This window comes from Aliinostoc sp. HNIBRCY26 (assembly GCF_050235535.1).
Taxonomy (GTDB): domain Bacteria; phylum Cyanobacteriota; class Cyanobacteriia; order Cyanobacteriales; family Nostocaceae; genus Trichormus.
On the sequence record NZ_CP189852.1, the window covers coordinates 3,371,976 to 3,386,963 of the forward strand.

At 39.7% G+C, this 14,988-nt stretch carries 11 protein-coding genes; all 11 read right to left on the minus strand.

What is annotated here, in order from left to right; genetic code table 11:
• Positions 1 to 232: 232 nt before the first annotated feature.
• The 11 genes from hepC to ACQFX9_RS14575 all read right to left on the minus strand — a co-directional run bounded on the left by hepC (position 233) and on the right by ACQFX9_RS14575 (position 14,955).
• Complete coding sequence (gene hepC, locus ACQFX9_RS14525) at positions 233 to 961, minus strand: heterocyst development glycosyltransferase HepC (protein WP_427162647.1); 729 nt, start codon at positions 959 to 961, stop codon at positions 233 to 235.
• Positions 962 to 1,750: 789 nt separating this feature from the next.
• Complete coding sequence (locus tag ACQFX9_RS14530; RefSeq protein ID WP_427162648.1) at positions 1,751 to 3,982, minus strand: GumC family protein; 2,232 nt, start codon at positions 3,980 to 3,982, stop codon at positions 1,751 to 1,753.
• Positions 3,983 to 4,110: 128 nt separating this feature from the next.
• On the minus strand, positions 4,111 to 5,193 hold the full coding sequence (locus ACQFX9_RS14535; RefSeq protein WP_427162649.1) for a glycosyltransferase: 1,083 nt from the start codon (positions 5,191 to 5,193) through the stop codon (positions 4,111 to 4,113).
• Between the two features lie 368 nt (positions 5,194 to 5,561).
• Positions 5,562 to 6,875: an NAD(P)H-dependent oxidoreductase gene (locus tag ACQFX9_RS14540; protein WP_427162650.1), complete on the minus strand. Its 1,314-nt coding sequence runs from the start codon at positions 6,873 to 6,875 to the stop codon at positions 5,562 to 5,564.
• A 119-nt stretch (positions 6,876 to 6,994) separates the two neighbouring features.
• A complete protein-coding gene (gene rfbC, locus ACQFX9_RS14545) occupies positions 6,995 to 7,564 on the minus strand; it encodes a dTDP-4-dehydrorhamnose 3,5-epimerase (RefSeq protein WP_236142687.1) in 570 nt (189 codons plus the stop codon).
• A 73-nt stretch (positions 7,565 to 7,637) separates the two neighbouring features.
• Positions 7,638 to 8,447 carry a phytanoyl-CoA dioxygenase gene (locus tag ACQFX9_RS14550; RefSeq protein ID WP_427162889.1) on the minus strand — a complete coding sequence of 270 codons (810 nt, stop codon included), beginning with the start codon at positions 8,445 to 8,447 and terminating at the stop codon, positions 7,638 to 7,640.
• Positions 8,448 to 8,467: 20 nt separating this feature from the next.
• The gene (locus ACQFX9_RS14555; protein ID WP_427162651.1) at positions 8,468 to 9,466 is read right to left on the minus strand and encodes a glycosyltransferase family 2 protein; all 999 of its coding nucleotides are present in this window, start codon (positions 9,464 to 9,466) and stop codon (positions 8,468 to 8,470) included.
• Between the two features lie 112 nt (positions 9,467 to 9,578).
• Complete coding sequence (locus tag ACQFX9_RS14560) at positions 9,579 to 10,607, minus strand: NAD-dependent epimerase/dehydratase family protein (protein WP_427162652.1); 1,029 nt, start codon at positions 10,605 to 10,607, stop codon at positions 9,579 to 9,581.
• 599 nt (positions 10,608 to 11,206) lie between these two features.
• A complete protein-coding gene (lhgO, locus tag ACQFX9_RS14565) occupies positions 11,207 to 12,424 on the minus strand; it encodes an L-2-hydroxyglutarate oxidase (RefSeq protein WP_427162653.1) in 1,218 nt (405 codons plus the stop codon).
• 146 nt (positions 12,425 to 12,570) lie between these two features.
• The gene (gene rfbF / locus ACQFX9_RS14570) at positions 12,571 to 13,347 is read right to left on the minus strand and encodes a glucose-1-phosphate cytidylyltransferase (RefSeq protein WP_427162654.1); all 777 of its coding nucleotides are present in this window, start codon (positions 13,345 to 13,347) and stop codon (positions 12,571 to 12,573) included.
• A gap of 570 nt (positions 13,348 to 13,917) precedes the next feature.
• A complete protein-coding gene (locus tag ACQFX9_RS14575; RefSeq protein WP_427162656.1) occupies positions 13,918 to 14,955 on the minus strand; it encodes a sensor histidine kinase in 1,038 nt (345 codons plus the stop codon).
• Positions 14,956 to 14,988 lie beyond the last annotated feature (33 nt).

The window sequence follows — 14,988 nt, forward strand, 5'->3', positions numbered from 1 at the left end:
TGTTGGAGAATTTATAAGAGACACCAATACTATTCACTGTTCACTGTTAAAATCTGGCTTGATTTAGGAGATTGATGGACTGTCAATATTTAACAGTCCATCAATCCGTAGTTAAAACTAGATTTGTGCAGAATTTTAACTGTATAAAACCCTATTAATTTAGTATTTCTTACATCCTGGTTAACTCTCAGGATAAAGTAAATTAAAGAGTTATACTCTGAAAATGCACTATTTACGACTCTGTTTTAACTTCCCATGAATTTGTGACGATTGGTAGCGTACTTAGCTGTTCCTGTCTAGATAAACTGATTCGTACCGCATCTTCTAAAGTCCAGCAACGGGTGAAAATTAAACTAATATCACCCCGAATGACATTCCATAATATTGGGAGATTTTCTAAGCCAGATTGGCGTAACCAGTACACCAACTGACTATTTTTCTGACTATTGGTAGAAAATCTAATTAGTTGAAATAGTTTGCCTTTTTCCCCTACACACCACTCACGACTAAATAATGATTGTGGTGAATAAAGTTGTATGAGCATGAATAACACTGCCATGACTGGAAATAATGACAGCAGTAATAAGCCTGCAATTAATCTATCTATAAATTGCAGCCATATTGCTCCTTGGCTAGTTCTTTTGAATAGTCTTGAGCCATCAGCAACGCGCAAAAATATCGGTTTATGAGCTTGCTGACAAGCTTCAGCCCAAAACTCTAACATATCTGTGCCGAGTTTTGCATCTATACTCACCAAATTAACTGGCGAATGTTTTAAACACTCGACTAGCAATTGTTGATTATCAAAAGAGGGTAAATATAGCTGTGCTAATGTTTTAGCAGAGTTCACTAAAAGCTGACCCCGCCGCCATTGCAGTGTGTAGTGAGAGGAGCAAGAAGCCAGTTGTTGAGGTGTAGGAGGATAGTAATGATCAAGGTTTGGAACTATTGTGCTGGTCATAGGTCTTTGGATTTATACAAAGTAAATCACTGCGGTAACATCAAAGACTATCAATGCCAAAGACTTTGAGGATAATTAGCATTTTTGGTCAAAGTTGTAGATATTGCCTTGAAAAACATCCTGGTAACAATTGTATAAACAGCTATTATCTAATTTGTTTGATAGTGCTGTTGGGCAATTTCTGGTAACTGAAATACTAAATAGATAAATAGCACTAAACATCATGATAAATTTGACAGCGAAATGTTGAACTCTCGAATTTAAATTAGGGATGTTGGAGAGATTTAGAGAGCCGTAAATTCAGTGCCAGAATTTATCTTTTGTTATTAGTTTGAGTTTTGGCTATCTATCTATCTATTTACTTAGTTGAAAAAAATTGATCAAGCTAGTTCAGTATTGTCTTTGATTCACCTAAAATCAATTTCAATCTCTAGGATATAAGACTCTGTAGAAATGACTATACGCCAGAAGGAATTCTTTATTTACTCTTTAAATAGACAGTGTTTTTCTAGTTTAATATAAAGGTGATATAAATATACTTAATTATTCGCTAACAATAATAGTTAATTTATTACACTAAAAAAGTTTAATAATTACAGATAAAAAAGTCAAGTATTCCAATAATTTTTAATATAAAATTGGGGCTATTTACAGAAATAAAACGCATAAAAAAATGTGCGATCGCCTGTCTTGCATTTGCCGCGATCGCACAATAAAAATAGGGACTGGGAATTGGGTATTGGGGACTGGGTTAAATATCCCCCCTGCACCCTGCCCCCTTGCCTCCTTCTACTTCTCCACCCCTTGATGTAAAGCAAATCGATTCTCCCTGGCGTACTGCACATATGTACTACCAGAGTTAGCCACCCCGTTAGCAACGATTCCAATCAGGTTTAATCGGCTTAACATGGCTGTCGCTTCCGCGATTTGGGTACGAGTCACCTTACCCATACTTGCGACTAACACCACACTCCGACAAGAAGAAGCCGTCAACATCGCATCTACTAAACCCAGAACGGGTGGTGCGTCGATAATTACCAAATCATAGTTCTCCTCAAAGGCGTGCATCAGTTCCGCCATGCGGGGAGAACTCAACAAATTGGCGGGATCAGCAGGTCTGGGGCCGGCTGTCAAAATATCAATGTAAGTTGAACCAACTGAATGAGTTCCAATCTGATGCGGCAAAGTAATCTCACTAGACAAAATAGTGGAAAGTCCTTGCTCATTCGGCAGATTTAACTGTTCATGCAAACTAGGCTGGCGTAAGTTGGCATCAATCAACAATACCCGTTTGTGTAGCCTAGCTGCACTCATCGCTAAACCCAAAGCAAAACCTGATTTACCCTCATCTACTACAGGTGAGGAAATCATCAAAGATTTTAAACTAGCAACGGAATTTAAAAGTTCGATGTTTTTGTAAATCAAATCCAAGGATTCCCAACGGGGAGGAGATTGTAAAACCTCTACTGTCCAAGGTGCAGGCGTTTCTGGCTTACCAAATGGCAACTTAATTACAGAGTCTCTGGTTTTAGCTGGTGGTAGTTTAGGTGTAGTTCCCAACAAAGGTAACGCTGCTTGTTTCTCCAATTCAGCCGTAGTGTGAACAGAATCATCAGATGCTTCTCGAATGAAAGCCGCAATACCACCCAACATTAACCCCACTACCGCACCTAACAACAGATTTTGCTGGAGATTGGGGCCTAACTTCATACCAGCTTGGGGTTCTTCCACAACTTCCCAATTAAATCCACCCTTGGCTAGTTCTTGACGCAACTGTTGTTCTGCACGCAACAATTGCTCTAATCTTTCCCGACTGAATTGCAACTGTGGTTTAATGCGGTTGTAATAAGCCAAAAGAGGCGGGAAGCGTTTAATTTCTTGGCGTATCTGATTTTCTTTTTGTGCCAGAGTTTGATCACGGGCAGTTAATGCAACTATGATTGTCTGGGTTTCTACGAGTTGACTAGCCAGAGTTAAATCGATTTCACCAAACTGACCCTGTTCTAGAAGTGGTTCTCCAGACCTCATCGCACTAGCAGACTTCACACCTAAAGTTCTGCCTACTTCTTGTTGCAATAATTCCTTTTGGCTTTGCAGTTGTTCTTTCAGCTTTTGAACGCTTGGGGTTTCATCAGTGAAACGCAAACGTTCTTGAGCTAACAACAATTCTGTTTTTTGAATTTCGTTGAGTAAACCTTGATAGCGTGTGGACTGACTCAGACGAGAAGCCACTAAAGCATTTTGGGGAGAACGGTTTAATTGTTCTTCTAGAGATTTTTGTTTAGCAATAGCCTCTTGATATTGAGAGCGAGTAGTGCGGCGTTCTTGCTCAATATTATTCAAAGAATCTTCTAAGGCTTTGGCTTGTGCTTCTGGGTCGATTAAATTTTGGTTTCTGCGAAATCTTTGTAAGTTAGACTCAGCCGCATTCACTTCTTCGCTGGCTTTGCTCAACTGTTCTCGGATAACTTGTAAACCCTTTTGCAAACGAGTATCCTGTTGCTGTTTGTTGTATTCCACATACACTTGGCGAATTGCACTCAAAACTTTTTGAGTCTTTTCTGGATCGTTATCTGTGTACTCTACTTGGAAAATTTTGGTAGCTAGATTATCTTCTTTAGTTCTAAGTTGCTCCAAAGCCAAGGCACTTTTGAGGTCAGCTACAGTAATATCTGGATATTCAGATTTTAGTTTATCGACTGCCTTTTGAATCAATCCTGAACTTTGCATCAAATTCAGTTGTGTGGCAGTATCTATCTGTACATCAGGTTCAAGAAACTGATTCTCAGGTCTAGTTGTATCATTTTTACCTTGATAGTTTGGTTCTACCAATAGCTGCATTGAGCTTTTAAACGTAGGCTTAGTTCTAGCGGTGACAAAAGCTGCGATCGCAATTGTAATGATAAAGACTCCCACAAACCAAGGAAATCTGCGAATAAACACCGCCAGAATTTGTCCATAACTGGGTTCTGGATCTTGATTGGAATTGACAATATTGGTGCTGAGACTAGTTTGAACCACGTTTATTATCCTTATTTGTGAATGGCTAGGAATTGGGGACTGGGGACTGGGTATTGGGGACTGGGTATTGAAAATAATTTTTCCCTTGTTCTTTCTCTGTCACCTGTCACCTATTACCTGTTCCTTTTTTAAATACAAGCTTGGGCAATAACTCGTTCAACTTTGCTAAAAAAGACCTGTTCGGAAAAATTATTCACAGCATGATTACGAATATTTTCATAATTCCAAGAGATTCCTCCGGACTCTAATAATGCTGTTTGTAACGATTCGGGTGTTTGTCTTTTAAAGAAAACTCCTGTTTTTCCGTGGATTTGTGTATCTAATACACCACCAGCACCATAGGCAATTACTGGTGTCCCACTAGCATTAGCTTCTACCGGTACTAAACCATAGTCCTCTAAAGCTGCAACTATCACTGATTTAGCTTTAGAAAATAAGTCTTTACGCTGGCTATCACTGACATGACCTAAGAATTTAATATTACTCAATGCCTTCGCTTCTAATCGCTTTCTTTCTGGGCCGTCGCCGGAAATAAACAGCGGCCATCCCAACCAGTTAAAAGCTTCAACAATAACGTCGAGTCGCTTGTAACTAATCATGCGTGCCGATGCTAAATAATATTCATCTTTAGTATCTGAGAAAATAAAGTTACTCGTATCAATGGGATAATTTACCATGATGGCTGGTTTGCCATAAATTTTTTGAATTCGTTGAGCAACAGTTGTGGAATTAGCTATATAAATATCTGGTTCTTGAGCATATTTCAGGTCAATATCGCGCATTGCTTGGAATACTTTGGTAATTAAAGGCGCGAAATAGCGATAATCACTGTATTCTCGTAAATAAGTTTCCGTATCCCACAAAAAGCGGGTGACGTTGTGACAAAAACAAATATGTTTAGCATCTGGTCTTTTTTTGACAGCTTTTGCAAAGCTGGTACTACTACTAATAATTAAATCGTATTCTTGTAAATCTAAAGCCCGGAAAGCTGGAAAGTATAAGGGAGCAATTAAACGGAAATATTTAGTAGCTCCTGGAATTTTTTGTAAGTAAGTTGTATTAACTAGGCGATCGCCAACATTAATAGTTTTTTCAGGGTCATATAAAGATGTAAAAATATCTGCTTCTGGATAGCGTTTACAGAGTAATTCAAATACTCGTTCTGCGCCGCCACGTTGAGTTAAATAATCATGTACTAGGGCAATTTTCATAAGTTTTAGTCAATAGTCAATAGTCAATAGTCATTAGTCATTAGTTATTAGCAAAAACTAATCATACCAATTCACGAAAAACCTGATACAGATGTAAACCCTGAAAGCTTTGCTGCATCTAAGTTTTTTAATTGCGAATTGCGAATTGCGAATTGCGAATTGTGAATTGGTATCACTATGTGCGGGAGAAAATAATAAGATACCCTCAAGCCCCCTTGTGGAAGGGGGCTGTTTTTTAGGTATTTAAGCCAAATCTTTTGACATTAATTTTTCAAAATTCAACTAATATTGCAAAATCAAGCATCTGTCTTAAATTCTTAATTTTGTAGCTTGCTTCCCGTAAGGGTATTTTGAATTTTGAATTGATACTATCCAACTGTCACCAGAACTTTTTCAGGGGCAAAATATTTGTTTTGTTCGGCTCTAAGTTGGTCGCAAAGTCTGCCTGCGGGTAGTTCTATATCATCGTAGGTGAGGACTTGATCTTTGGAAATATCTCGTTTGAGGCGACACCCTTCTGCTAAACCCATTGGTAGGAGGTTTTGTTGTTGGACAATATCGGAATTTTCACATTGTCCGTAGGTCATATAATAGCCGATGCCGTCTAAGGTTTCTCCGGCCTTTAGGTCAATTTTTGCAGTGGCCACTACGTCCACCATAGGCGCGCCTAAAGGAGCCATGACTGCATCTTGGAATAAGACTGCACGGGCTACAGACAAGGGAACTTCAAAATGACAGAGGTGGTAAGGGGTGTAGAAACTGTAAAGAGGGCCTTCACCGAGTTTGTAGAGGTTGAGATAGTGGCGTTGTTTGGGGTCGTCGTGGGTAGCGAAGACGAATACGCCAGGGCCGGGTTTTGTACCAACGACATAATCAACGATTCCGCCTAGTTCTTTAAGTTGGTCAACGTCGTACATATTGGTCATTTCGTCTACGTGACCTGTGAAGTCATAGCCCAACATCCCGCGTCTAGCTACTTTCATCCCTGTGGCGTTAGCAACGATCGCCTGCTCGAATGATATTTTGGAACCATCGGCAAAGCTTGTCACCATGTGGGCTTTTTGTCCCCAACGTTTAGCGAAGGCTTCTTGGGTGGTGGGGTTGCGGTAGGGGTCTTGTAAACCTTTGATGTTACCGCACAATAGAGGAGTCAAACCAATACTTTTCACGAAGCGGTAGAGATTCATTTCTACCCCTGGTTGGTCGCCATCACAAGCCGAGAGAATTACACCAGCCTTATCAGCGTAGACTTTGAGAATACAGCCGATAGTACCGTCAAGTTCGGCATTCATCATAATAATATGTTTGCGATGGGCGATCGCTTCCATGACGATATGCGCGCCAAATTCTACCGCACCAGTCACTTCGATAATGGCCTCAATACCTTCTGCCTGACAGATGAGTTTAGCATCTTCAGTGATGGCATATTTACCTTGAGCGATCGCCGCTTCTAATTCACCCACACTATTGACAACTTCAATCTCTTCAATTCCCGCTTCTTGATAAGCGCGTTGGGCTTGGTCAATACTCCGGTTAAAAATAGCTACCAACTCCATCCCAGGAACAGAATTGATAATTTGGTTAGCAATTCCGCGACCCATAAAACCAGCACCAATCATTCCCACTTTGACGGGATTACCAGCAGCAGCACGAACTTGCAAAGCGCGATCGATAATAATCATTTTCGTTAATTCCTATATTTATTTAACCAGGCAGGGGGGCAGGGAGCAGGGAGCAGGGGAGAAAAACTAATTACTCAGCACTCACAACTCAGCACTCACAACTCAGCACTCAGCACTCACTAACAAACCGCTTCCACTGGGTCAGGGCTACCGATGGGGATAGTTTCTAATAGTGGCCAGTTAGCATCTTTTTCAGAAATCACGGTGACTTCTAAAGGCCATTGAATATTAAAGAATGGGTCATCATAACGCAGACCTTTCTCGTATCCAGGTGTATAAAATTCACCAACTTGATAGACAACTTCCGCATCATCAGTTAAGGCTTGATAACCATGAGCAAACATTTCTGGCACATACAAAGCTCGACGATTATCAGCAGTTAATTCCACACCAATGTGTGATAAAAATGTTGGTGATTCAGGACGCATATCAATAATTACGTCATAAATAGCACCCTTAATACAGCGTATTAATTTAGTTTCTGCTGCGGGTTTTAGCTGATAGTGCATTCCGCGCAATGTGCCTTTTTTATAGTTATAAGAAAGGTTACACTGAGCAACTGCTGGCTTTAAACCGTGATTGATAAATTCTTGAGCGCAGAATGTCCGAGCAAAAAAACCACGGTGGTCTGGCTTTTCTTCTAGGTCAATAATAAACGCGTCTTTGAGAGATGTATTGGTAAAAATCATGTGTTTTGCGTATAAGAAATAATTACTAATCACTTTGTATCTACACAAATCGAAAGGCTCAACAGGAACTTTCTCAATAATTTGGTTTGGGAAAGGTATCATCCCAATATTGAGTACAAAGTCCTGGTCTTTTCGCAGGGTTAGTAGTGTAGGCAAAGAATAGAGTTGAACGCTCTTGTGTGCGGACTGTACCGTGATGTAAAAGCCTTTGGGTATCAGCTATAATTACTGTACCGGCTGCGCCAGTACACGACCTCCAGGCAGATTTAGGCACAATTTTATTTAATTCTTCATCATTGATGCCTGAATTATATAATTTGCTGTAAAGTCGATAGAAATTCAGACTGTTGATAGATGTCAAATGTGCTGGAACATATTCAAAAGGCCCGTGTTTTTCTTCCACGTCATTTAAGTAAATAATCAGCTTGATGATATGGCGGTCTTCTGAATCCCGATGCCATAACATTGTACTGAATTGATTGGTATTAACAAAGTCCTTGCGAATTTGTACACCATGATAAGCTATGGGAAGACCAACATAATTTTCCAAGATTTTCAATAATCTAGGTTCGTTTCCCCAGTTATAAAAATCCGGTATATGGGTAACTGTATAAATTTCTGGGGGATTTTGGTCTGAATCTTTATAGTTACCTTGTCCCATACTGGGTAAGATAGTATGGGCTGCATTCAGCAATTGCGTTGTCGAGTCGAACCCTAATTCTGCGAGGGAAGTAATGCAAATTCCTTCATGTTTAAGAGCATTAACCATCCGGCGATCGCGTTCTTCTATAGCTGGTAATTTGGCAGTATATCGCCAGAGTCGGATTCTATAGTCAACTTCTGAATTCAGTGCTTCTATTTTATCTTTGATGGCATTTAACATCATTGGAATCCTTCATTATGCTACTTGGTTTTAATCAGGTAACGTCTGTTGTTGCTATGATTATTGATAATTTCTTGCGTTGCTCCTTCTTTAGATACAAGCACAGTTTCTAAAATAGATATACTTACTAAACCAAAGTAAGGAATTATGGTCGTCAATGCTAAGACAGGCCATCTTCTCAAAGCTCCTAACAAAACTCGCCAATTATTATGAGTAAAATGATTAACGATCAAGTTTCTACAAAAGCTTTCTGAATAGCCTATTTCTTTAAGTTTGACATTTATTTCTGGTGAATAGGTATATTGCATTTTGAGCAGTAATTTTGGTTTTACCATCCAATGACTAGCTCCAAAAGCATTTTCTAGATAAACGTCTTTAGTGATTTTGGCGTTACCATGAAAAGCACAAAATCCCGTAATATAAACTTGGTAATCTAAGTTGTTTACACCATCTACCCATGTTTGTAAACTACGCTGTGCTAAATCAGTTCTGTATACTTGGGCTGACATTAACTGTACACCAGAGCGATTTGCTTTGATACAATCTTCAAATACGTCTCTACCTTCTACCTCTATTTCTTCCCCATCAAACTCATAACATTTTTGATATACTAACTCACCTGTAATTTGATGACGACAAGAAAAATTTAAAATTAGCAATGCTAAATCTAGAGAATTATTTAATGTTTGAACCAGATAAGATATTGTTTTGGTATCGATTTTATCATCATCGCTAATTGTCCAAACATATTTGCTGGTAGCAGCTTGAATACAATAAGCAATGTTTCTCATGACTCCCAGATTTTCACTATTTCTGTTAGCATGGAATCTAGTATTATGAAAATAAGTTTGCCATTTCTGAATAATTTCTGGCGTATGATCAGTAGAACAATTGTCAGAAATTAAAATTTCACATTCTGATTCACAACCTTGAATAGCGGATGCTAACCATGTTAATTGTTGATCTAGCAACTCAGCCCGATTATAAGTAGGAATGGCAATGGTCAATATTTTATTCATACAAATTTCCAAGACTTATTTAATTAATTTAGCTAGGTTGTAAGATCCCTGACTACTTCTAGCAGCCAGGGATCTAAACAAATGGGAACACACTAATTGCCGAGAATGTTTATTACTTGATATTCCAGAAAAAATCTTGGTTGATTTGTTCAGTCCGAATTAAATACTCTAGTTGCTTTAAGCGGGTGAATCCTCTAAACAAAAAGGTGTCTTCAGTCATATCGATTTGACTGAACAAATCAAACAATTGTCTAGCACCTTTTTGGGCATCCCAATCACACTTAAAACCAGGTAAAATGCTGTTAATCTTATCAAAAGATACGCGATAGCTACGGTTATCTGCACCGTTATCACCAAAAGATAATTTACAACCAGGGAAGGTATCAGCGATGATTTCAGCGATTTCTTTAACGCGGTAGTTATTAGCTGTGTCACCAACGTTAAAGATTTGGTTGTGAATAATGTCGCGGGGTGCTTCTAGCGCGCAAACTATGGCTTTGCAAATATCCAAAGCATGAACTAATGGCCGCCAAGGCGTACCATCACTGGTCATTTTAATTTCTTTAGTAGTCCAAGCCAAGCCGGCTAAGTTGTTCAATACGATGTCAAAACGCATTCTAGGGGAAGCACCAAAAGCTGTGGCGTTCCGCATGAAGGTGGGAGAGAAGTCATCATCAGCTAGGAGTGTGACATCTCTTTCCACTAAAGTTTTGCACTCTGCGTAGGCTGTTTGAGGGTTAATAGGAGATTCTTCTGTGACATCACCTTCTGTAGCGACACCGTAGACACTACAGGAAGACATATAGACGAAGCGACGAATACCCATTGTTTTCGCCAAATTCGCTAACCGTACAGAACCCAAATGATTGATGTCGTAAGTAATATTGGGTGCTAGTTGTCCGGTGGGATCGTTGGATAACTCCGCCATGTGGACTATTGCTTCCACGCCTTCTAAATCTTCGGGGTTGATATGACGAATATCTTTGTTGAGGGTTTTGGCTGTGATTGGAGTACCGTTGTATAACCAGCCAACTTTATAGAAACCAGTGTCTACCCCAATGACTTCATGTCCGCGCGCAGTTAATAAAGAGGGTAATAAACAACCTAAATAACCTTCAGTTCCAGTTACTAAAATTTTCATTGGCGTGAAATTCTCTTGTATGAAGTATTGGAGTTATAGGAATCCGACTTAATTTGGAGAAGAAATCTAAGTATATGTAGGGTGTGTGAGGCGTAAGCCGTAACGCACACACTAAATGCCTTTGTGGTATCTGCTGTACTCTCGCTGCTAGCAAAACGGCAATATTGCAGGAGGAAAATCCACACTGTCATTTGCCTCCCCTACATATCTGTTCAACAATCAACTAGAAATCCTATATTTATTGTGGTAGATGAATTAACTAAGTAGAACGGTGTAGATAATTCAAGGTTTGTAGTGGGGACTTTAGTCCTCTAATAAGGACTGAAGTCCTTACTACGAACTTGATACCAATTCAATAAAATCATGAAACAGATCCAAATCTAGAAACCCTCGTAAAATATGGATTTCTTAATTTTGAATTTTGAATTTTTAATTTTGAATTGGAGCGAAGCGACTTGACTATCCTTCCTCAAGGAATCATCATAGATGCTCGACATCTGATTCCATTTTGGATGTAATTCTCCCCATTTGTCTGCCAAAATGGCATTTAATCGTACCTTTAGTTCCCCTTGCCCCCTGCTTTCCCTATCCCCTGTTCCTTAAATACTACCTACTGTTGCTGGGATATCTGCGTGTTGGGTGACTTGTGCGGCGATCGCTTTGCCAATTTCTAGGGAAGAAGTGGCAGCAGGTGAGGGAGCATTGCAAACATGGATGGCATTTTGACTAGGTACAATCAAAAAGTCATCTACTAGTTTGCCATCATCCATCAAGGCTTGGGCGCGTACCCCTGCATGGGTTGGGACTAAATCTTGGGACTGGACTTCGGGAATCAGTTTTTGCAGACTTCTGGTAAAGGCTGCTTTACTGAAGGAACGAATGATTTCTTGGATACCTTCGTCGGCGTGTTTGGCGGCGAGTTTCCAAAAACCAGGGTAAGTCATCACCTCAGCAAAGTCTTTCAAGTCGAAGTCGGTTTTATAATAGCCTTCCCGCTTGAGACTTAAAACGGCGTTCGGCCCTGCGTGAACGCTACCGTCAATCATTTTGGTGAAGTGAACACCCAAGAAAGGAAAATCAGGGTTGGGAACTGGGTAAATCAGGGTTTTTACCAAATACCGCTTTTCGGGGGTGAGTTCGTAATATTCGCCCCGGAAGGGAACGATTTTCGCTTTGGGGTTGACTCCACCTAATTTAGCAATGCGATCGCTATGCAATCCGGCACAATTGATCACAAAACTGGTTTCAAAGCGGCCTTGATTGGTTTCCAGCACATAATTTTTACCACTGGGAACAATTTTCAGGACTTTGGTATTCAGGCGTAATTCCCCACCTTGCTGTTGAATTAATTCGGCGTATTTTAAACAAACTTGTTTGTAATTAACAATGCCTGTGGAAAAAACGCGAATTCCACCCACACAACTTACATGAGGTTCGATTTCTCTAACTTCTTCTGGAGTAATTTTTTGGACTTTAATCCCGTTATCTAACCCACGTTTGTAGAGATTTTCTAAACGTGGTAATTCTTCCTCATCTGTTGCTACAATAACTTTGCCACAAATTTCATGATCAATGCCATGTTCTTGGCAAAATGCCACCATTGAGTCTCTACCATCACGGCAAAACTTAGCTTTAAAACTCCCTGGTTTATAGTAAATACCAGAGTGAATTACACCGCTATTATTGCCAGTTTGATGAAATGCCCATTGGCTTTCTTTTTCTAATACTAAAATTCGCGCTTGGGGGTAACGTTTACCTAAAGCCATCCCTGTGGATAGCCCGACTATTCCCCCACCAACAATCACAAAATCGTACATTGGTATTACTCTTAATAAGGCAAAAGGTAAAAGGCAAAAACAAGAAATAATATTTTTCTTTTGACTTTAACTGTGTATAAGTCAGATATTATAACTTGATCAGCATCAATCCTCGGATTTTTACTTTTTACTTTTTACTTTTGCATTTATCCCCATACTTTCCAAGGCGCTTGGTTATTATTCCAGAGTTCTTCTAGATAATTTTTATCTCTTAATGTATCCATTGGTTGCCAAAAACCATTATGTTTAAAAGCAGATAGCTGGTCTAAATCGGCTAACTTTTCTAATGGTTCTTTCTCCCAAACAGTGTTGTCATCAGCAATAAAATCAATAACTGCTGGTTCTAATACGAAGTAACCACCATTAATCCAAGCTCCATCACCATCTTGTTTTTCACGGAAACTGGTGATTTTAGTTTGTTCTTGTCCTAGAGAAATTGCACCAAAACGGCCTGCTGGCTGTACGGCTGTCAATGTTCCTAATGACTTTTGTTGTTGGTGGAATTTAATTAATTCAGTGATGTTAACATTACTCACCCCATCACCATAGGTAAAGCAAAAAGCTTCATTACCAATATGTTCTCTCACACGCTTTAAGCGTCCACCCGTCATGGTGTTGTCACCTGTATTTACTAAAGTGACACGCCAAGGTTCAGCATAACCAGAATGAACATTCATCTGATTAAAACGCATATCAAAAGTTACATCAGACATATGCAAAAAGTAGTTAGCAAAATACTCTTTGATGATGTAACCTTTATAACCACAGCAAATGATAAAATCATTAATACCGTGGGCTGAATAGGTTTTCATAATATGCCAGAGAATTGGTTTACCACCAATTTCCACCATTGGTTTAGGTCTGATGCTAGTTTCTTCACTAAGGCGAGTTCCCAGACCTCCGGCTAAAATTACTGCTTTCATGCAACTACCTCGGAGATTTTTAGGTTGAATAATTTTAATGTAGAGATGTTTGATTTTTGATTGACTTTGCAGAAAATCTGAAGTCTTTGCTCATCAAAGAATCATTGTTCAGTGATGACGATAAATTTATCAGGATGAAGAGGATGCACTTGGATGGGAGAAAAATTCATTTACCTCTGTAGTTTTCTCCGTACATAATTTAACTGTTATTTGTAGTAGTTGTATAAAGAAAGGATAAATAAACTTATATAATCTGTAAAAGCTTAGTGAATAAGAATTATTTTAAAAGTCGTTGATCCGAGTGCAATTTGGCGTATTGATTCTTGGGGATTGGGGATTGGGGATTGGGGATTGGGGATTGGGGACACTTCGACAAGCTCAGTGCTTCGCTGGGGATTGAGACAAGGGAGACAAGGGAGACAAGGTAGTATTTACTTTTCTTTTAGCACGCTGCTCAACGCTCCGCTTCCACTAACAGCAACAACTAAACGCCACGCTACTGCTAACAGCATGGGCTAACGTCCCGCTACCGCTAACAGCACTCATTACTCATTACTCAGCACTCACCACTCACCACTCAGCACTTCCAATCGTGGAATTACCGGGAATTTGTATTGTGAACTCAGTTCCTTTACCTAACTCAGAATGTACACTTAGGCTACCGCCATGTTTTTCTACCACAATTTGACGGGCGATCGCTAATCCCAATCCTGTGCCTTTTCCTACAGCTTTGGTAGTGAATAAATGGTCAAATATTTTTCCTTGCACCTCTTGAGTCATGCCTTTGCCATTATCACGGATACGGATATATACTTGGTTTGATATAACTTCAGTACGGATAGTAATTATCTGGGGATTGGCTTCTAGTTCTTGAAAAGATTGAGTTTGCGCCATTTCATCAAACATATCGATGGCATTGGCCAAGATATTCATAAACACTTGGTTTAACTGCCCAGGGAAGCATTCAATGGTGGGTAAATCGCCAAATTCTTGTATAACTTGAATTGCTGGACGGTGTTCGTTGCCTTTGAGGCGATATTTCAAAATTAACAATGTGCTATCGAGTCCCTCATGGAGATTCGCAGAAATTTTGTATTGGCTATCAGCACGGGAGAAGCTACGGAGGCTATTACTGATATCTGTGATCCGATTTGTTGCTCCTTTCATCGAATTGAGTAACTTTAGTAAGTCTTCGGAGAGAAATTCTAAGTCGATAGCTGCGGCATTATCTTGAATTGCCTTGACTGGTTTGGGATAGTGCTGTTGATAAAGCGTTAAATGTCCTAGTAAATCTTTGACGTAATCTTGACCATTGGTGATGCTGCCATTCAGAAAACCAATGGGGTTGTTGATTTCATGGGCAACCCCAGCTACCAGATTTCCCAGGGATGCCATTTTTTCGCTTTGTAGCACTTGTAATTGAGTATTTTGCAGTTCGATATCTGCCTGATGGCGTTCAATGGCAATACGGGCAAGATAGGTGGCAACTTCCATGAGTTTGCGGTCATGCAGGGTAAATTCACCAGCGACTGGCTGATACATGGCCAGAGTAGCCAGCACCTGTCCCAATACCTCTCGGTTAAGAAATCTGGCATGATTTTTTCTCACGAAAGCTCAAGAGTTTCAGCCATACCTCTTACC

Excerpts from the sequence above, each read along its gene's own strand:
- hepC (WP_427162647.1), bottom strand. The coding sequence starts at position 961 with ATGACCAGCACAATAGTTCCAAACCTTGATCATTACTATCCTCCTACA.
- ACQFX9_RS14535 (WP_427162649.1), bottom strand. The coding sequence starts at position 5,193 with ATGAAAATTGCCCTAGTACATGATTATTTAACTCAACGTGGCGGCGCA.
- ACQFX9_RS14540 (WP_427162650.1), bottom strand. The coding sequence starts at position 6,875 with ATGATTATTATCGATCGCGCTTTGCAAGTTCGTGCTGCTGCTGGTAAT.
- rfbC (WP_236142687.1), bottom strand. The coding sequence starts at position 7,564 with ATGATTTTTACCAATACATCTCTCAAAGACGCGTTTATTATTGACCTA.
- ACQFX9_RS14550 (WP_427162889.1), bottom strand. The coding sequence starts at position 8,447 with ATGTTAAATGCCATCAAAGATAAAATAGAAGCACTGAATTCAGAAGTT.
- ACQFX9_RS14555 (WP_427162651.1), bottom strand. The coding sequence starts at position 9,466 with ATGAATAAAATATTGACCATTGCCATTCCTACTTATAATCGGGCTGAG.
- ACQFX9_RS14560 (WP_427162652.1), bottom strand. The coding sequence starts at position 10,607 with ATGAAAATTTTAGTAACTGGAACTGAAGGTTATTTAGGTTGTTTATTA.
- lhgO (WP_427162653.1), bottom strand. The coding sequence starts at position 12,424 with ATGTACGATTTTGTGATTGTTGGTGGGGGAATAGTCGGGCTATCCACA.
- rfbF (WP_427162654.1), bottom strand. The coding sequence starts at position 13,347 with ATGAAAGCAGTAATTTTAGCCGGAGGTCTGGGAACTCGCCTTAGTGAA.